This is a genomic window from Streptomyces sp. NPDC111520 (assembly GCF_055635295.1).
Genome location: NZ_JBVKBW010000003.1, coordinates 202,918 through 219,224, shown reverse-complemented (window position 1 = coordinate 219,224; position 16,307 = coordinate 202,918). Strand labels below are relative to the sequence as shown.

The window sequence follows — 16,307 nt, the reverse complement described above, 5'->3', positions numbered from 1 at the left end:
GGGCCGTTCGGGCGGACAGTCGCGAGTGGTCCCGCGCCTCCAGGCCCAGGAACCGACCTGGCAAGGGAGATGTGTCATGCGTATTCCCAGGTGGTCCCTCGCCGCGATGGCCGGCCTCGGGCTCGCCCTGGGGGGTGCGGCCTCTTCGGCAGTCGCCGCACCGACCAGCGCGCCCGTGTCCGCCGTGAGCCACGGCGGCTGGGGTGACGGAAGTTGGGGCTACGGCCACGGCCACGGCGGTTACGGCCACGGCGGTCATGGTGACGGTGGCTACGGCGGTGGCGGTTACGGCGGTGGCGGCGGAAGGTAGCGGAACCGATGGGGCCGACGTCCAGTCGGCCCCATCTCGTGCGTGAACAGCGGCATTACGGAGGTGCGGTGCGATGTCGGACAGGGAATCGGAAGGCCGGGTGGGCGGGCAGCCGCGCTCGGAGGTGTGGAAGACGCAGTTGAAGACGCTCCAGGACGTCAGGCCCCCGTTCGTCCCGGAAGGCGCCTCGGCGATGACCATCGTCGTGTGGCGGGAACCCGGTGACCCCGGTGTGCCGCCGCACCGGCACTCGGGGCCGGCCTTCGGCTACGTCGTCGAGGGCGCGGTCCTCTTCGAGCTCGAGGGCGAGCCGGAACGCGTGATCAAGGCCGGGGAGAGCTTCTGGGAACCGGGCGGCGACGTGATCCACTACCAGGACGGCAACGCCCTGACGGACGCGCGGACCGAGTTCGTCGTGACCATGCTGTGCGCGCCCGGGCAGCCGATGCTCACCCTGGTCGAGGAGGAAGAGCTGGCCCGGCGCGCCCATCTGCGCGCCCCGCGCCCCGCGGCCGGCTGACGCGTGACGCCAGTGAGCCGGCGAAGAGGGAGCCGGCGGTCGTCGATGGGCGGGCCGCGCCGGGGGAGTTGCTCACCGGTTTGACGCATCGCGGCGGCACCCCTCGTGCGGGGAACTCCCATAGTACGCAATGGGCCATAAATGGTTAAAGCGGTGGCAAAGCCGGGAAGGCGGCCGGTATGCACATACCGGTCACCGCCTGGATCGTCCTCATCGCCTTCCTGGCGGTGGTGCTCGTCCTGGACCTGTTCGTCGTCCACCGCCGGGCCGGCGTCATCTCCCTGCGTGAAGCCGCCGTGTGGAGCGTCGTCTGGGTGCTGCTGGGACTCGGCTTCTGCGGATTGCTGCTGCTCTGGAAGGGCCCGGTCCTGGCCGAGGAGTACCTGGCCGGCTACCTCATCGAGAAGAGCCTGTCCGTCGACAACATCTTCGTCTTCGCCCTGATCTTCGGATACTTCGGCATCCCCGACCGCTACCAGCACCGGGTGCTGATGTGGGGCATCATCGGCGCGCTCGCCATGCGCGCGGTGTTCATCCTGGTCGGCGCGGCGCTGCTGGACGCCTTCCACGCCACCATCTACGTCTTCGGCGCGCTCCTGCTGCTGACCGCGGTCAAGGTGCTGCGGCACGGCGCGGCCCAGGTCCACCCCGACCGCAACCTCGTGCTGCGCGCGTTGCGCCGCGTGGCTCCCGTGACGGAGCGGCTGCACGGCCAGCGGCTGCTGGTCAGGGTGAACGGAGCCTGGGCGGTCACCCCGCTGCTCGCCGCACTGGTCGTCATCGAGACGACCGACGTCGTCTTCGCCGTCGACAGCATCCCGGCGATCTTCGCGGTCACCCAGAACACCTTCGTCGTCTTCGCCGCCAACGCCTTCTCCCTGCTGGGGATGCGCGCGGCGTACTTCCTCATCAGCGGCGCCGCCCGCCGGTTCCGCCACCTGCAGACCGGCCTGGGCGTCATCCTCGCCGGCGTCGGGGTGAAGCTGCTGCTCACCGACTTCTACAAGGTCCCTGTCTGGGCGTCGCTCAGCTTCATCATCACCGTCCTCGCGGTCACCTTCGCCGTCTCCTGGCACGACACCCGCTCCGCCCGGGGCACCCCTCCTCAGGACGTCGTCCCACCGGGCGCCGCGCAGGACGGTTCCGCCCCCGGCGACACCAAGGGCGAGCCGCAGCGAACCGGGCGGTGAGCACCGGGACCGGGCGGAGGGTGGAAGGATGGCGTACCCGTCGGCCCCCGGAGGCCCGCGTCAGCAGGAGGCTGTGACATGGACATCGAGCAGGTGATGACCTACCTGGTCGACCACAGGGCTCCCGGCCTCCCGCCCGGATACCTCTCCGAACAACTGATGTCCCTCTCCTGGATCGTCGAGGACGAGGGGAAGGGCATCTTCGACGTCGCCCGGCGGTGGCTGGCGTCGGACGACCCCTTCCGGGCGGCCGTGGCCATGGGTCTGACCGAGACCGTTCTGGTCGAGACGCTGGACGAACTCGTCGATTCGGCCGCCCGGATCACGAGGTGCTTCCCCTCGATGGCCCTCGACGTGGAGGCCTGGGTCGCGAGGTCCCGGTCCTCCGTCGAGGGTGTGGCCCGGTCGCTGCCCGGCGGGGACGGTGCGCCTGCGTGAGCGGACGGCGTTCGTGGTCGGGGCGTGATGTCGGTGGCGGGTGAGACCATCCGGTCATGGGTGGCGAGGGGTTCGACTGGCACGGGTTCCTGGGGCGTTGGCGCGAGGAGTGGGTTCCGCGCGCCGGCAGGGACGAGGACGGCGGGCAGGCCGCGGACCCGGGCAGGCCCGGCGCGGGGGAGGCGGTGATCGCCGCGGCCGAGGAGCGGCTGGGGTGCCGGCTGCCGCCCTCGTACCGGGGGTTCCTGGCCGTCAGCGACGGGTGGCACGTGGACGAGACGGCGGGGGTGTACCGGCTCGGCGGTGTCGCGGAGATCGACTGGTTCCGTGACCCGATGGACATGTCGCCGCTGTACGAGCAGGAACTGGGCGACGACCCGAGCGAGGCGGAGGTCCTGAGGGCCGGCATGTGGCGCCGGGCGCTGCGGCTGGAGACGGAGTCCGACATGTCGCACGCGTTGCTGGACCCCGGCGACCTCGACGAGGACGGTGAGTGGGCGCTCTGGGTGTTCAAGGGATGGAGCGGTGAATACCCGGTCCGCCACCCCTCGTTCCGGGCCTACATGGAGGCCGGGTACCGCGGCTTCCACGGGAGCCGGTCCGACAGGCCGGACTTCGTGAACGCGACCACGCGCGCCCAAGACGCCTACGTGGAGGAGGCGCGCCTGCTGGCCCTTCGCGGACGATACGAGGAGGCCGTGCCCCTGCTCGAGGAGGCACGGTCCTTCGCCCGGCCGCGCAGCGCCGTCCTGCTGCAGCAGATCCGCCACCTGCTGTCCCCGCGCGAGTCCCGGCACTACGGCCAGCTGCTGCCCGATCCGCGCTACCTGTCCGAGGTCCTGCCGCTGGACGCCATGGAGCCGGCACGCGGCGGACGGCGGGCGGGCGACGACGAACGCCGGCTCGTGACGATGACCGCCGGCGGAGCCGGCCGGGAGGCCGCCAGGGCCGTACTGGACGCGATGCGGGACGGTACCCACCGCTACGCGCCCCCCGGCCCGTGGGGCCGGGCCGTCGCCGAGGCCCGGGAGTCGGCCCGCTGGGGCGCGACCGACGCCGCGTGGCGGATCCTGCGGGACGCGCTCCCGCTGTGGGAGGCGCCCGGACCCGAGCTGATCGCCCCGATCGGCCTGCTCGCCGATCCGGTCCTGGGGCCGCTGGTCACCCCGGAACGCGGACGGGAGATCCTCGCGACGCCGCGTGCCGGGGAGACGGGAACCGCGCCCGAGCCCGTGCCCGACCTCGACCCGCCGGGTCTCGCCTGGCTGATGGAACCCGCGCTGCACGGGCAGCCGTTCGACGGATACCGCTGCGTCTGGGCCGAAGGGGTGGACCCCGCCCACCTTCCCGGCCTGATCGGCGAGGAGGGGGCCGGACTGAGCGCGCCCGTCCACCTGCGCATGGTGCCCTGGCGGACGCCGAATCCCCAGGACCGGGAAGGCGTGGAGCCCTGGGAGGACCGCATCGTGGTGGCCACCGGCCGCAGCGCCGAGGGATGGGCCTTCGCCTTCGACGGTCACTCCCACGGGCGACTCGGGGAGCGGTTCGTGTCCCCTGCGGCAGCGGCGTCCTCGTCCGGGCGCGCGGTGGTCGTGTGGCGCGAACCGGACAGCTGGTCCCCGGGCGGCCGCCCGGCGGCGTTCCACGTGTCGGTGGCCGAGGGAGGGGAGGAGCTCTACGCGTTCACCGTGCGGGGTACGGAGATCGAGCGTTCCGGCGGGATACCCGAGGCATTGGAGCCCGCACGGCTGTTCCGTCCGGAGGAGCCCGAACGGGATCGCGAGCGGCGCGCGTTGGAGGCCCTGCACGCCGAACTCGGCCTGTCGCTCCCGCGTTTCGCGCTGACCCAGGGGCGGCTACCGACCTTCACCACCCGTTCCTGGGCCCGCGCTCCCCGCGAAGGCGAGTCCTTCGCCTACCTTCGGTTCGTCCGGCACCGTTCCTGAACCACGGGTCCGTCATGGCCGGGCGGTCGGTCGGGCCGACGGCCGGGGCGCGGGTCCACCGGTCGCCCTACCCGAGATCGCGCAGCACCGTGTCGACGTTGGCCCGGTACCTGCGCATCGCCCGCTGGGCGGCGGCGTAGTGTTCGCGGTGCCGTGCGATGTCCGCGGTCTGCTCCCGCGCCTGCACGGCGTGCCAGATCTCGGCCGTGCGGAGGCGGCGCTTGCAGGTGGCGTCCGCGACGGCCGTGGCCCTCTCGCGTTCCGTGTGGCGGGTGTTGCCGTCGGCGTTCCGACGCCAGGCGTCGTCCGTGTACGCCGCGACGGGGTCCGAGTAGCGGGTGAATCCTCGTGCCGCCACGCAGCGGGACCAGGCGTCCCAGGCGGCGCGGACGCGCGGGTCGCGTTCGACCGCCGTGCCGACCTCGAGACCGCGTTTGGCCGCGTAGAGCCAGTCCTCCCCGAAGTCGACGCCGCGCCCCACTCGTTGCTCCGCCTCGTTCCTGCACTCCGGCAGGTCCGTGTACTCCGCGATGGTCATGCGGCGGCCCTTCGGCCGGGCGGCCGCGTCCTTCGCGGGGTCCCAGCCGTAGCCCCAGCGGCGTGCGGCGTCCGGGTCGAGGACGCCGTAGTCGGTACTGATCATGGTGCCGACCGCGGTGGCGCCCGTGATGTCCCGGGGGTCGCGGGGGTCGAGCGGGAAGTCCGGGTGACCTTTGTCCGCCATGCACTGCCGGACCAGCAACGCCGTCGCCCGCTGCGATCGCCCGTAGTCCCGTGTCGTGAAGCCGTAGCGGTCGGCCGGCAGGGGACCGAGGTCCGACGCCGCGCGGACGAGATGCAGGGGATCCGGAGCGGAGGCACAGATCGCCGCGAGCACCGCCACCGCAGCCGTGACGCCCAGCCGCCACCCCCGTATCGCCATGGGCCGGATGCTACCGAACATGATCGCGGAGGACGTACCTAGACCTCGGGGAGCGACGGGTCGGGGGTCCACGGCGACGGTGCGGTGATGGACCAGCGTTCGTGGTCGCGCCAGGCCCCGTCGATGTAGAGGTAGGCGGGCGACAGGCCCTCGTAGCGGAATCCCAGGCGCTGGACCAGGGCCAGGGACGCCTTGTTGGCCGGCTGGATGCTCGCTTCCAGCCGGTGGAGCCGCAGGTCGTCGAAGGCGTGCCGAAGGGTGACGGCGATGCCTTCGGTCATGTAGCCCCGCCCCGCGGACGGGGCGAACGCCGCATAGCCCAGCGACGCGCCCTGGTAACGGCCCCGGATGACGGAGTTGATGTTCACGGTGCCGGCAGCCGCACCGGTCTCGACGACGCGGATCAGGTAGCCCAGGTTGGTGCCGTCGCTGAAGCGGTCCATCCAGGTCCGGAACTCCTCCGCCGTCCTGGGCAACCGCATCCAGGGTGAATGGAGTTCGACGCTGGCCCGCACGAGCGAGCAGAACTCGTCCTGGTCGGCAAGGGTGAGCGGGCTCAGTTCGACCCGTGACGGTGTGTGGGGCATGGGCCCATGTTAGGGGCCGTCCGGCGACCGCCGTGCGGGGGAGGGCGTTCGGGAGGGGCTCAGTCGAGACAGAACTCGTTGCCTTCGACGTCCTGCATCACGATGCACGACTCGTTCTCCTCGTCGGCGACCAGCAGGCGTACGCGGACCGCGCCGAGCGCGAGCAGCCGTGCGCACTCGGCCTCCAGCGTGGCCAGCCGCTCCTCGCCGACGAGCCCGGTGGCGGCCCGCACGCACAGGTGCATCCGGTTCTTGACGACCTTGCCCTCGGGAACGCGCTGGAAGTACATGCGCGGTCCCACTCCCGTGGGGTCGGCGCACGAGAACCAGGCGTCCCGGTCCTCAGCCGGCAGCGAGCCGTTGAAGTCGTCCCACGTGGCGAACCCCTCGGGCGGCTCCGGTGCGACGTATCCCAGCACCTCGCACCAGAAACGCGCGACGCGTTGGGGTTCCGCGCAGTCGAAGGTGACCTGGAACTGCTTGACCGATGCCATGGGGGCCACCGTAGCAGTGCTTGATCTTCCGCATCCCCCGATGAGTTGCCCGCACCGACCGCGGCCGTCGTGCGCCCCTTGCGCTGAGCGCCGGACGTCTACGCAGGGGCACTGCCGCGGCCCGCGGCATCCGCGCCGATGTCGATCCGGTAGCCGACGCCGGGCACCGTGGCGATGACCCAGGGTTCGCCGAGCCGCTTGCGCAGTGCGGAGACCGTGATGCGCACGGCGTTGGTCAGGGGGTTGGTGTTCTCGTCCCAGGCGCGTTCCAGCAGCTCCTCGGCGCTGATGACCCCGCCTTCGGCGGCGACGAGGACTTCGAGCACCGCGAACTGCTTGCGGGTGAGCGCCACGTGGCGCCCGTCGCGGAAGACCTCCCGGCGGAAGGGGTCGAGCCGCAGGCCAGCGATCTCGCGGACCGGGGGCCTGGCATACGCGCGCCTGCGGTCGAGTGCCCGGAGCCGCAGGACGAGCTCCCGCAGCTCGAAGGGTTTGGTGAGGTAGTCGTCGGCGCCGAGCCCGAACCCGGAGGCCTTGTCGTCGATCCGGTCGGCGGCGGTGAGCATGAGGATCGGGATGCCGCTGCCGGAGGCGACGATGCGCCGGGCGACCTCGTCACCGGACGGGCCGGGGATGTCCCGGTCGAGGACCGCGAGGTCGTAGGAGTTGACGCTGAGCAGTTCCAGGGCGGAGTCGCCGTCGCCGGCGATGTCGGCGGCGATCGCCTCCAGCCGCAGACCGTCACGGACGGCCTCCGCCAGGTACGGCTCGTCCTCCACGATCAGTACGCGCATCCCCGAAGCCTAACCTCGCGCTTTCACGACTCCACGGCGTCATGGCGGCCCGAGCGGCCCGAGCGGCCCGAGCGGCCCGAGCGGATTGGGCGGACCGGGCGGACCGCCGTGCCGTCCTCAGCCGAGCTCGCGCACTCGCGCAGCGGTCCGCTCGGCCAGTTCGCGGACGCCTTTCGCTGCCTTCTCCGTGAGCGCGCCGCGTATCGCGTCGGCGGCCGTGAGGAGGGCACGGGCCTCCTCGGGACGACCCGCGTCGGCCAGGGCGAGGGCGAGGCGGTAGTGCTCCTCGGCGATGAAGCGGCCGAAATTGACCTCCTTCCAGTGGCGCAGTGCGCCGTCGCCCGGGGTGGCCAGGGCGTCCCGCACGGCGGCCAGGCTCTGCGCCGCCCGCGACAGCAGCCCTGCCTCCCGCTCCAGGCGGGCCAGGCTGTGCCGGGAGGAGGCCCGCTCGTACGGCGTCTCCTGGAGGGCGGCGTGCAGGCTCCGGGCGCGCAGCGCCTGGGAAAGGTCGCCGAGTTCCTCGAAGTCCCCGGCGATCGCGCTCAGTTCAGCCGTGGTCAGGGTGTCGGGCGCCCCGGGGAGGCGGAGCCTGCTCTGGTCCATGAGGATGGTGTCGAGTTCGCGGATCAGCGTCACCCGTGCGAGGTTCGTCATCCCCTGGTCCCGGGCCAGGTCGGTCCAGGTGTACACCGGCTCGTCGGACGGCTCCGTCCCGAACATCGACTCGTCGAGCTCCCGCGCCCACCGCCGCAACTCGTCCGCGCCGGCGCCCGGTTCGGGCATGCCGCCCAGGCCCATCGCGGTGTCGTAGTCCGTCTGCCGGACCTCGAGCAGCAGCGGCAGATCCGCGGTGTCGCCGTGCAGCCCCACCAGCACCGCCGCGAGCCGCAGTTCGTCCGTCATCGACGACCGGGCCTCGTGCCGCAGCAGATGGCGCAGCAGCTCGGGATCGCCCTCGGCGCGGTCGAACTGCGCCGCCCGCAGGGTGATCCGGCGCCGCACCGGGTCCTCGGCGACGTCACGCCATGCGGTCGGCTCGCCCTCCCTCAACCGGGCGAGATCGGCTCGGCCCGCAGCGAGCACCGGCTCCCACAGCGGGGGACCGGCCGGGCCCAACGTGTCGTACGCGCACCCCTCGTCCGCGTTGAGCAGTACGAAGTCCGGCTCGGTGCGCAGCAGCGCGGCACGCAGCCTGCCCACCAGCTCGACCGGGGAGCGTTCGGGGAAGCCCAGTGCGGCACGGAGCTCGGCCCGCTCCTCGTCGATCCCATAGTACTCACGGATCTCGTCCTCGGTCTCCGCGACGTACGCCAGGATCTCCTGCTCGCCGTCGTCCGGCGACAGCCGTGCGCAGCCGCGCCAGCCGGGCAGGCCGATCAGGATCTCCAGGGCCTCGTCGACACCGGAGCCGATGATCCCCGCGGAGCCCTCCGAGTCGGCGTAGAGCACCGAGCCGTCCGCGCACACGAAGTACGTACCGCCGGTGTCGTCCCCGGCGAGCGTCTCCAGCGGCTCGCCCGAGGCGAGGCGGACCTCCTCGACATGGCCGTGGGCGGCGCGGCCCAGGTCGAAGCCGAAGGGGAAGGCGGCCAGTTCCGCCGACCGGCGGTCCTGCCGCAGGAGTCGCAGCGCGTGATCCGTCATGTCACAGAACGTAACACCGGCCACCGACAACGGACCCACGGCCCTTCACCCGCGCCTCACCGTTCGCGTGGGCGTGATCCTCACACGACGCATCGCGCGCGCCTGCGAGGACGGGGGCACGCCGGGCACGCGGTTCAGACCGCCGGTGCCGGTTCGGGGCGAGGCCGGTCCGACGGAGCCGCCGCTCCGGTGCGCCACCAGTGGCGGGACGCCAGCGCGGCGAGCGCGGCGCCCGCGGCGTTGACCAGTACGTCGTCCACGGAGGACACCCGGTCCAGCCGCAGGACGTACTGCGCGGTCTCGATCAGGACCGAGCAGCCCGCCCCGAGCGCCAGGACGCGTGGCACGGACGTCAGCGCCGTGAACCGCATCGGGGCGAAGAACCCCAGGGAGGCGAAGACCAGCAGGTTGCCCACGATCCCGCCCGGCCCCATCGTGACCAGGTCCCGCAGCGGCACCAGGCTCACCCGCGGCGGGACGACACCGACCCCGGCGCCCGGCATCATGGTCATCCACAGGAACGGCACCGTCCCGTGCACCATGCCCACCTCGGCCAGCGACAGCCGCCATGCCGACGTGACGCCGGCGGTACGGCGGCGATGCGCGAGGGCCCAGGCCACCAGGACGGCGAGCGGCAGCGTGACCAGGGTCATGAGCACCACACCGTTGAAGGTGTCCAGGCAGCCGTGCCACTGCCCGGCCATGCACCTCGGAGCGGACATCATGAGCGGCCGCCGCAGGGCGAACAGGGCGCTCACCACGCCGAGGAGCGCCAGGCCGCGGAGCACGGCCGCGCTCGCGCGGCGGAGCGGTGCCGACAGGGGTGGGTTGTGGTCCATGCCCCCATTGGAGCCGGAGCGCCGTTGCCGCGGCGTATGCGATTTTCGATACGCCGGCGATACACGGCGCCACCGCCGGCCTCTGAGACCGGACGCGAGCGGGCGCCGGCGGGGCGGGCGGCCCGCCCTGGGCCGGGAGCGCGTCGCCGCTCTCGTGCACGGGCCGCCCTACGGCCGGTTCGACGTGGCCGACGTCAACACCCACCCGGAGGACGGTCACTTCGGCCACCCCGGGATTCCGGACGCCTTCGTGGCCGACCTCCGCGAGACCTCCCGACGGGTGCGCCGGGCCAGGCGGCCCCGGACGTTCAGGGCGCCCCGGGGCCCGTGGTCGCCGGATGACCGGCCGCCCCGGAGAGCTCCAGCGCCTGACGGCGGGCCCGCGCGTGCGCGTCCTCCAGCGAGGCGAGGTGCTGGGGGAGCAGGTGGCCGAGCGACGGCACCGTGGGCGCGTAGGTGAGTTCGGGCGTGATGGGACGGACGTCGAGTGCCATCAGCCGCGGATCGCCGAGGATGGTCTCCAGCGCCGGCATCAGGAAGTCCTTGCCGTGCTGGGGCGCGCCGGGGCCGTAGCCGCCGCCCCGGGCGGAGACGACGACGGCCGGACGCCCGGCGCTGGGCGCCGGCCCGGGCAGCCCGATCGTCCTGCCGACGATCATGACGTGGTCCAGCCACGCCTTGAAGACGGACGGCATCGCGTAGTTGTAGAGCGGCACGGCGAAGAGGTACGCCTCGGCGCCGAGGAACTCCGCCACCAGTTCGTCCTGGAGAAAGGCGGCGGCCCTCTGCTCGGGGGTGTGCTCGTCGGCGGGGGTCGTACGGGACAGGATTCCGGCCGCGTCCAGGTGGGCGACGGGGTCGAGTGCGAGGTCGCGGCGGACGACGTCTCCGGCCCATGCGTCGGTGAAGGAGTCGGCGACCTGACGGGAGACGGACGCGTCGCCGGAGGCGGAGGCGTCGATGCGCAGCAGGTAGGACATGGTGATGGCGCTTTCGTTTCGTGCGTGTGCGTGTGCGTGTGCGTATGGGAAGGGGGTGCGGCGGGCAGGCCCCGGCGGGGCGGCGTGCTCAGGGCCCGGGACGCCGGGGGACCGCGCAGCCGTCCGGCCCGCAGGCGTCGGCCGCCCCGGCGAGCGTCGGCAGCGGCTCCGGCTCCGGGTGGGCCGCGTCCCAGGCCCTGGTGATCGCGGCCAGGAGCTCGTCCACGCCGACGGCTCCGTGGACGGCGAAGGCGCCGTCGAGGGCGAGGAACGGGATTCCCCGCGCCCCCAGGCGCTCCGCCTCGCGCTGGTCGGCGGCCACCCGGGCGCGGTAGCGCCCCTCGCGCAACGCCCCGGCGGCCTCCTCGCGGTCGAGGCCGGCCTCGACCGCGAAGTCGAGGACCTGCTCCCTGGTCCACAGCTCGCGCCCCTGCCCGAAGTGGGCACGGAACGCGGCCGTCCACACCTCGCCGCCGCGCCCCAGGTCGTCGGCGAGGGCGAGCAGTTCGTGGACGAGGCCGGTCGGCCCCAGGGTGCGCTCCAGCGCGTGGAAGGGCTCCAGCCCCTCGGCCCGCGCGGCGCGTTCGATCGGCGCGAAGATCTGCTCGCCCCTCGACGCGGTGATCCCGTGCCTCTCCAGGAGCCGGCGCTGCGTGATGCCCTCACGGGGCAGGTCGGGGTGGACCTGGAACGAGCGGTGGACGATCCGCACCTCGTCGGCGTGCCCGAACCGCTCCAGCGCCAGCCGCAGCCGGTTGTCGGTCAACGCGCAGTAGGGGCAGACGATGTCGGACCAGAAGTCGATCTGCATGGTGGACTCCTCCTGAAACTCACTTTCTGTTCGTAGCCACACTCTGCATTAGTGTGAGAAGCGATACAAAAGGCACATTGATGTGCGTGGGTCACGAGAGGGAGGCGGCGGACGTGGGCAGCGGCGGCGACATGCGGAGGGGACGCACCGACGTGAGGGCGAGTGTGCGGCGCGTGCCAGGACCGTGCGCGCACTGGGGCGACGAGGACGCGGACTTCATCCGCGAGATCCTCGACCTGGTCGGCGACAAGTGGAGCGTGCTGATCATCGGCACGCTCTCCGACGGGCCCGTGCGCTACTCGGACCTCGCGCACGCCATCCCCGGCATCTCCCAGCGGATGCTCACCCTCACCCTCAAGCAGCTCCAGCGCAGCGGGCTGGTCGACCGCACCGCCTACCCCGAGGTCCCGCCGCGCGTCGAGTACTCGCTGACCACGCTCGGCGGCTCGCTGCTGTCCACCGTGCTGGGGCTGGCGTCCTGGTCCGCCGAGCGGCACACGGAGATCCGCCGCCACCAGCAGGCCTACGACGCGGGAACCACCTGAGCCGCCGCACCCCGTCCGGCCGCCGGCGCACACGCCGGTCCGTCCGCGGTGGCCGCACCGTCGCGGACGGACCGAAGCGTTCCGAGCGGCGTGCCGCTGAACTTCTCGAACCTCTCGTGGCGCGGCCGCGAGGGGCTACGGACGGCGCCGGGCTGACGCTGCCGTGCGCTCCGCCGGACCGCCGGCTCCCCGCACACGACCGGTGGCCCGGCACACCACCGTGTGCCGGGCCACCGAGGGCGTGCCGGGACGCCGACCCGGCGGCAAGTCAGGAACCGTGGGACGGACGCCCCTTGGCGGTCACGTCGGCCGCGTAGATCAGGGCGGTCTTGTGACCGTACTGGATCGTGTACATCTTGTTGGCGCCGAAGACGACCTTCCCGCTGGAGGGGAAGAAGTCGTCTGTCAGGGCCGGCGCCGCCGTGGAGACGTAGGCCTGGCCGGCCGGCACGGTGTACATGCTGAGCGGAGCCTGCGTGGAGGGCGAGAGGCCGGCGGGGTACTCGGCGGCGTCCGGGTAGCTGGTGCCGTAGACCTTCACCGGGTCAGCCGTCGCGGGCCTGACGATCGTCACGTCGCGCGCGGGGACCGTGTTGGCACCGCGCGGGTTGTGGAACCACACCTTGCTGCCGCTGAACCAGATCGCGGTCCAGTCGCCCTTCTTGCCGGCGACGACGAACTGCTGGCCGGCCTGGGCGGTGCTGCCCCAGTCGCTGATCCGGTCGGTCCCGGGTGCGCCGGGGTGGATCGACTGCTCGCCGAAGAGTGGGGCGTCGGCACGCGGCTCGGTGCGCACGTACACGAAGTTCGACGCCTGGCGCACGGTGCTGCACTCCTGCGTGGCGCCGCTGCCGTCGTCCTCGGGGCACAGCTCCATCGACTGCTTGTTGCGGGCGAAGCCCGGGGCGATGGTGACTGCGGAGCCCACCTTGCTCACGCCGTGACGACCGGAGACCGGTGCGCCCAGCAGCTCCATGAAGTGCTCCCAGTCCCAGGACGGGCCCGGGTCCCAGTGTTGGTCGTTGACGAACCGGTCAGCAGGGGCGACAACGTTGTCGTGGCCGATGATGTGCTGCCGGTCCAGCGGGATGTCGTACCGCTCTGCCAGGTACCTCACCAGGTCGGCGGTCGCCTGGTACTGGGCTTCGGTGTACCACTGGGCCCCGTGCGCGGCGTAGCCCTCGTGCTCGATGCCGATCGAATGGAGGTTGGTGGAGTAGTTGCCCGCCTGGAAGCCCAGGTCCTTGGCGGGCACCATCTGGGTCACCGCGCCGTCCGAGGCCCGCATCACGTAGTGCGCCGCGACGCTGCTCAGCGGGTTCTGGAAGGTGGCGATGGCTGCGTCGTACGACGACTCGGTGTCATGGATGACGATCTGGTCGATCCGGACGCCGTTCGCGGGCCGGTCGGAGACCTGGCCGTTCTTCGGGCTGGCCGGCACGAAGGTGCAGTTCACCGTCGTCGGGCACTCGGTTTCCGCCGCCACGGCCTCGGAAAGCCGCAGCTTGTCGACCTGCGAAGTGGCGGGGACGACCGCGGTGTCGGCGTCGAGGCTGACGCGCTGACCGTCGGTCGTCGTGCGGGCGACGCCCTTCTTGATGGTGGCGAAGACGCGGTCCGCGAAGGCGGTCGCGCCCTGCCGCACCGTGGACTGGCTGTAGCGGGCGACCGCGCCGTACCAGTCGTCCGGGTCCGCGGACGGCTCCGCGTCGAGGTCCTTCTGGTACCGGGCCAGCAGCGCCGCGCCACCGCGGATGTTCGCGGCCGGGTCGTCACGCAGCTCGTCGGCCGGCAGGCCCGTGAGCTTCGCCGCCGCCTGCAGGGTGTGCCGGGCCTCGCCGGAAGCGAGTTCCGCGACCTCCGCCCGGCCGGCCATGCCCGCGGCGCCGCCGGCGAGCATGTCGGGCGTGACGTCGGTCAGGTGCATGGGCCCGAAGCCGCCCGAAGCGCTGTGCAGGCCCTCGTGGGTGTCCCAGGCGGACTGCTGGTAGGCCACCGCGAGCAGCACCTGCTCGGGCACCTCGTACTCCGCCGCCGCGGCGGCGAACTCCCGCTGGAGCGCGGTGTCCGCGCGAGGGGTGTCCTCCGAGGCCTGTGCCACGACGGGAACGGCTATGGCCCCCGCCACCGCCACGGCGGCCGCGCCGAGCGCGATGGGCCGGCGCCGGGAGGCATGCCTCCGGCGCGGTACTGAGTTGTCGGTCATTGATTCCCGATTCCGGGGTGACGAGGTCTCGTCACCTGTCCACGCTGATGGGCGGTACGAAACGGAGTCAGAGAAGCGCCGGCGGGCGGGCGTACGGCCCGCACCGTCCTGAGGCCCCGTCATGATCCAGGTCGTATCGCCGCTGAATCGATGCCGAATGAACGTATCACACTGTCCGAATCGTGAAGATGAACGGTGTGTTCATTCGGCGCCGACCGGAAAGCCGTTGATTATGCGCCTGTTTGTGGGGGTCAATACGGAAGGAATCGGGAGGGCGGTACCTCCTTCACGGGAGGCCCATGACACTGTTGTGAAGATTCTTGCCATCCGGTTTCCGTTGTGTGGTCGCCTGGTGTGCGTGCTCGCCCGCACCGCGAGTGCGCTGCGGTGGTGCGTGGTCGCCGCGGCCCGGACGGCGCGCCGGGGCGGATCCCGCATGGCAGGCCGCGGACGCCTCCGGTCCCGGGGCCGCTTCGCGCCCGGGTAGCCGACGACGGTGCAGGTGCTTCCCGGGAAGTTGGTCACGACGAGGGGGTAGTTCTTCTGCCCGGCACCAGGGTCGTTCGCGCCGACGTGTCCCTCGCAGGTGAGACGAGGTACAGCGCCTGCTCGAAGCGCCGCCTGGAACCGGCGCGCTGTCAGAAGGCCCCGGTGCAACGGTGCCGCCGGGGTTCCCGCCCAAGGTAGGAACGGTGGGCCGCTCAAGCTGACGGTGGACGTCGAGGGGGCCGACCGCGTGGGCTTGTCGTGTGGCGGGGCGTCCGTCGTACCGCTGCTGCCGCAGCCGGCGAGAAGGCTCAGGGCACCGACTGCACCGAGCGAGTACATCATGTGTCGCGGAGGGGGGAACTCAACTGCGGTGCTGAGGACCAGGTCCGCAGTGCCACGCCGGAAAGTCGACGTACTCTTTTGCTCCTTGCAACTCACCGCTCAAGACGACCGGGTCCACGGACCGCTGTAGCACGCGTCGTCATCCCGTGGCGGGCATGCAGGCGCTGCGAGCCCGTGCACATGGTGGGACAGGGACGCTCGCCGATGTGTGACAGCAGAGCATGATCCACAGTTTGGGCTGCGGTCGCCAATAGCGGATCAGGCTCACGGATCCGGCTTGTGGCAGCAGCTCGGGGGTACCTCCGTGTCCTGCTTGACCATGTCCGGCGAGCCGTGACGGTGCCGTAAGACCTGACCGTCGCTCCGCCTGTGTGCATGAGCGCGCCGAATCCCATTTCACAGCGGGAAGGGCGTAGCCGGCGCGGCCCGGAAACTCTGTCGGGGCTATGACCGGGTCCGCTGCCAGGGAGCCTGTCACAAGAGCAGGTAGATCCTGGTCCTCATTGTTGTCCCCGACCCATGCGGGGATGATTCGACCAAGAGGAGTGACCGTGACCGCTACGTTCAAGGAGTTCAACTTCGGCATGCCGTGGGAGACTCTTTACGGATACAGCCAGGCCGTACAGGCCGGCGAGACGCTCTACATCTCGGGTCAGCTGTCACACGACAGCTCCGGAAGCTTCGTTGGGGCCGGTGACTTCGCACTCCAGATGCGTACCACTCTGGAAAACCTCGATCGTGTACTGCAGCAATTCGACGCGTCCCGTGACCAGATCGTCGAGACCACTGTTCTCGTCAAGGGCTTGCGTGAGCACTTCGACACGGCCGCCGGCCTGCACGCCGAGTACTGCGGCGACCATCGCCCCACCAGCACCGTCATGGGCGTCTCCGACCTTGCGCTGCCTGACCAACTCGTGGAGATCGGCGCTGTGGTTCGTCTCGACATCAAGCGTTAGAAGCGTATTCCGCCGGCCGGATTGGTGCATCGGGTTGTTCGCCGGTCCGATGGCACGGCCGTGACGAATCCGAAAACCCGCGCCGAGCGCACCGTCCACCATGCGTGTACCGGCGTGATCCCGCCCTGCCATATCGCCCATCCGGCGATCGTTATGGGCCGGGTTCAGCGACTGTTCACACATCGCCTTCGCTCCCGGCCGCTGACCACGGTCACGCGTCCGGGAGCGAAGGCGGACCTCGGCGCGTGTACCGAGTCGGAGGGCCGCAAGGTCCGGGAACAACCAGCCGCTACC

General features: G+C 71.7%; 16 protein-coding genes. 7 read left to right on the top strand and 9 right to left on the bottom strand.

Going from position 1 to position 16,307, the window contains the following annotated elements:
• Nucleotides 1-76: 76 nt before the first annotated feature.
• From ACZ7MY_RS08380 to ACZ7MY_RS08360, 5 genes are all read left to right on the top strand, one after another.
• Nucleotides 77-310 carry a hypothetical protein gene (locus ACZ7MY_RS08380; protein WP_499600487.1) on the top strand — a complete coding sequence of 78 codons (234 nt, stop codon included), beginning with the start codon at nt 77-79 and terminating at the stop codon, nt 308-310.
• Between the two features lie 73 nt (nt 311-383).
• Nucleotides 384-830, top strand: coding sequence for a cupin domain-containing protein (locus tag ACZ7MY_RS08375; protein ID WP_499600486.1), 447 nt, complete (start codon nt 384-386; stop codon nt 828-830).
• Nucleotides 831-1,009: 179 nt separating this feature from the next.
• Nucleotides 1,010-2,020, top strand: coding sequence for a TerC family protein (locus ACZ7MY_RS08370; protein WP_499600485.1), 1,011 nt, complete (start codon nt 1,010-1,012; stop codon nt 2,018-2,020).
• A 78-nt stretch (nt 2,021-2,098) separates the two neighbouring features.
• Nucleotides 2,099-2,458, top strand: a complete 360-nt coding sequence (locus ACZ7MY_RS08365) for a hypothetical protein (protein ID WP_499600484.1) — start codon at nt 2,099-2,101, stop codon at nt 2,456-2,458.
• A gap of 56 nt (nt 2,459-2,514) precedes the next feature.
• Nucleotides 2,515-4,404 carry an SMI1/KNR4 family protein gene (locus ACZ7MY_RS08360; protein WP_499600483.1) on the top strand — a complete coding sequence of 630 codons (1,890 nt, stop codon included), beginning with the start codon at nt 2,515-2,517 and terminating at the stop codon, nt 4,402-4,404.
• A gap of 67 nt (nt 4,405-4,471) precedes the next feature.
• Here ACZ7MY_RS08360 and ACZ7MY_RS08355 read toward each other — a convergent pair whose 3' ends face one another.
• The 8 genes from ACZ7MY_RS08355 to ACZ7MY_RS08320 all read right to left on the bottom strand — a co-directional run bounded on the left by ACZ7MY_RS08355 (nt 4,472) and on the right by ACZ7MY_RS08320 (nt 11,475).
• Entirely contained in the window at nt 4,472-5,326 is an 855-nt protein-coding gene (locus ACZ7MY_RS08355; protein ID WP_499600482.1) for a hypothetical protein, read from the bottom strand.
• Between the two features lie 38 nt (nt 5,327-5,364).
• Nucleotides 5,365-5,913 carry a GNAT family N-acetyltransferase gene (locus ACZ7MY_RS08350; protein WP_499600480.1) on the bottom strand — a complete coding sequence of 183 codons (549 nt, stop codon included), beginning with the start codon at nt 5,911-5,913 and terminating at the stop codon, nt 5,365-5,367.
• A gap of 59 nt (nt 5,914-5,972) precedes the next feature.
• Nucleotides 5,973-6,407, bottom strand: coding sequence for a VOC family protein (locus ACZ7MY_RS08345; RefSeq protein ID WP_499600479.1), 435 nt, complete (start codon nt 6,405-6,407; stop codon nt 5,973-5,975).
• A 98-nt stretch (nt 6,408-6,505) separates the two neighbouring features.
• Nucleotides 6,506-7,201, bottom strand: coding sequence for a response regulator transcription factor (locus ACZ7MY_RS08340; RefSeq protein WP_499600478.1), 696 nt, complete (start codon nt 7,199-7,201; stop codon nt 6,506-6,508).
• A 117-nt stretch (nt 7,202-7,318) separates the two neighbouring features.
• Nucleotides 7,319-8,845: a hypothetical protein gene (locus ACZ7MY_RS08335; protein WP_499600477.1), complete on the bottom strand. Its 1,527-nt coding sequence runs from the start codon at nt 8,843-8,845 to the stop codon at nt 7,319-7,321.
• 134 nt (nt 8,846-8,979) lie between these two features.
• A complete protein-coding gene (locus ACZ7MY_RS08330) occupies nt 8,980-9,684 on the bottom strand; it encodes a VanZ family protein (protein WP_499600476.1) in 705 nt (234 codons plus the stop codon).
• Between the two features lie 308 nt (nt 9,685-9,992).
• On the bottom strand, nt 9,993-10,664 hold the full coding sequence (locus ACZ7MY_RS08325) for an FMN-dependent NADH-azoreductase (protein ID WP_499600475.1): 672 nt from the start codon (nt 10,662-10,664) through the stop codon (nt 9,993-9,995).
• Nucleotides 10,665-10,752: 88 nt separating this feature from the next.
• The gene (locus ACZ7MY_RS08320; RefSeq protein WP_499600474.1) at nt 10,753-11,475 is read right to left on the bottom strand and encodes a DsbA family oxidoreductase; all 723 of its coding nucleotides are present in this window, start codon (nt 11,473-11,475) and stop codon (nt 10,753-10,755) included.
• Between the two features lie 173 nt (nt 11,476-11,648).
• Between ACZ7MY_RS08320 and ACZ7MY_RS08315 the strand changes: the two genes are divergently transcribed.
• On the top strand, nt 11,649-12,020 hold the full coding sequence (locus ACZ7MY_RS08315; protein ID WP_499600473.1) for a winged helix-turn-helix transcriptional regulator: 372 nt from the start codon (nt 11,649-11,651) through the stop codon (nt 12,018-12,020).
• Between the two features lie 268 nt (nt 12,021-12,288).
• Here the strand turns inward: ACZ7MY_RS08315 and ACZ7MY_RS08310 are convergent, their stop codons facing one another.
• Nucleotides 12,289-14,226 carry an N-acetylmuramoyl-L-alanine amidase gene (locus ACZ7MY_RS08310; protein WP_499600472.1) on the bottom strand — a complete coding sequence of 646 codons (1,938 nt, stop codon included), beginning with the start codon at nt 14,224-14,226 and terminating at the stop codon, nt 12,289-12,291.
• 1,382 nt (nt 14,227-15,608) lie between these two features.
• Between ACZ7MY_RS08310 and ACZ7MY_RS08305 the strand changes: the two genes are divergently transcribed.
• A complete protein-coding gene (locus ACZ7MY_RS08305; protein ID WP_499600471.1) occupies nt 15,609-16,013 on the top strand; it encodes a RidA family protein in 405 nt (134 codons plus the stop codon).
• The last annotated feature ends 294 nt before the right edge of the window (nt 16,014-16,307 follow it).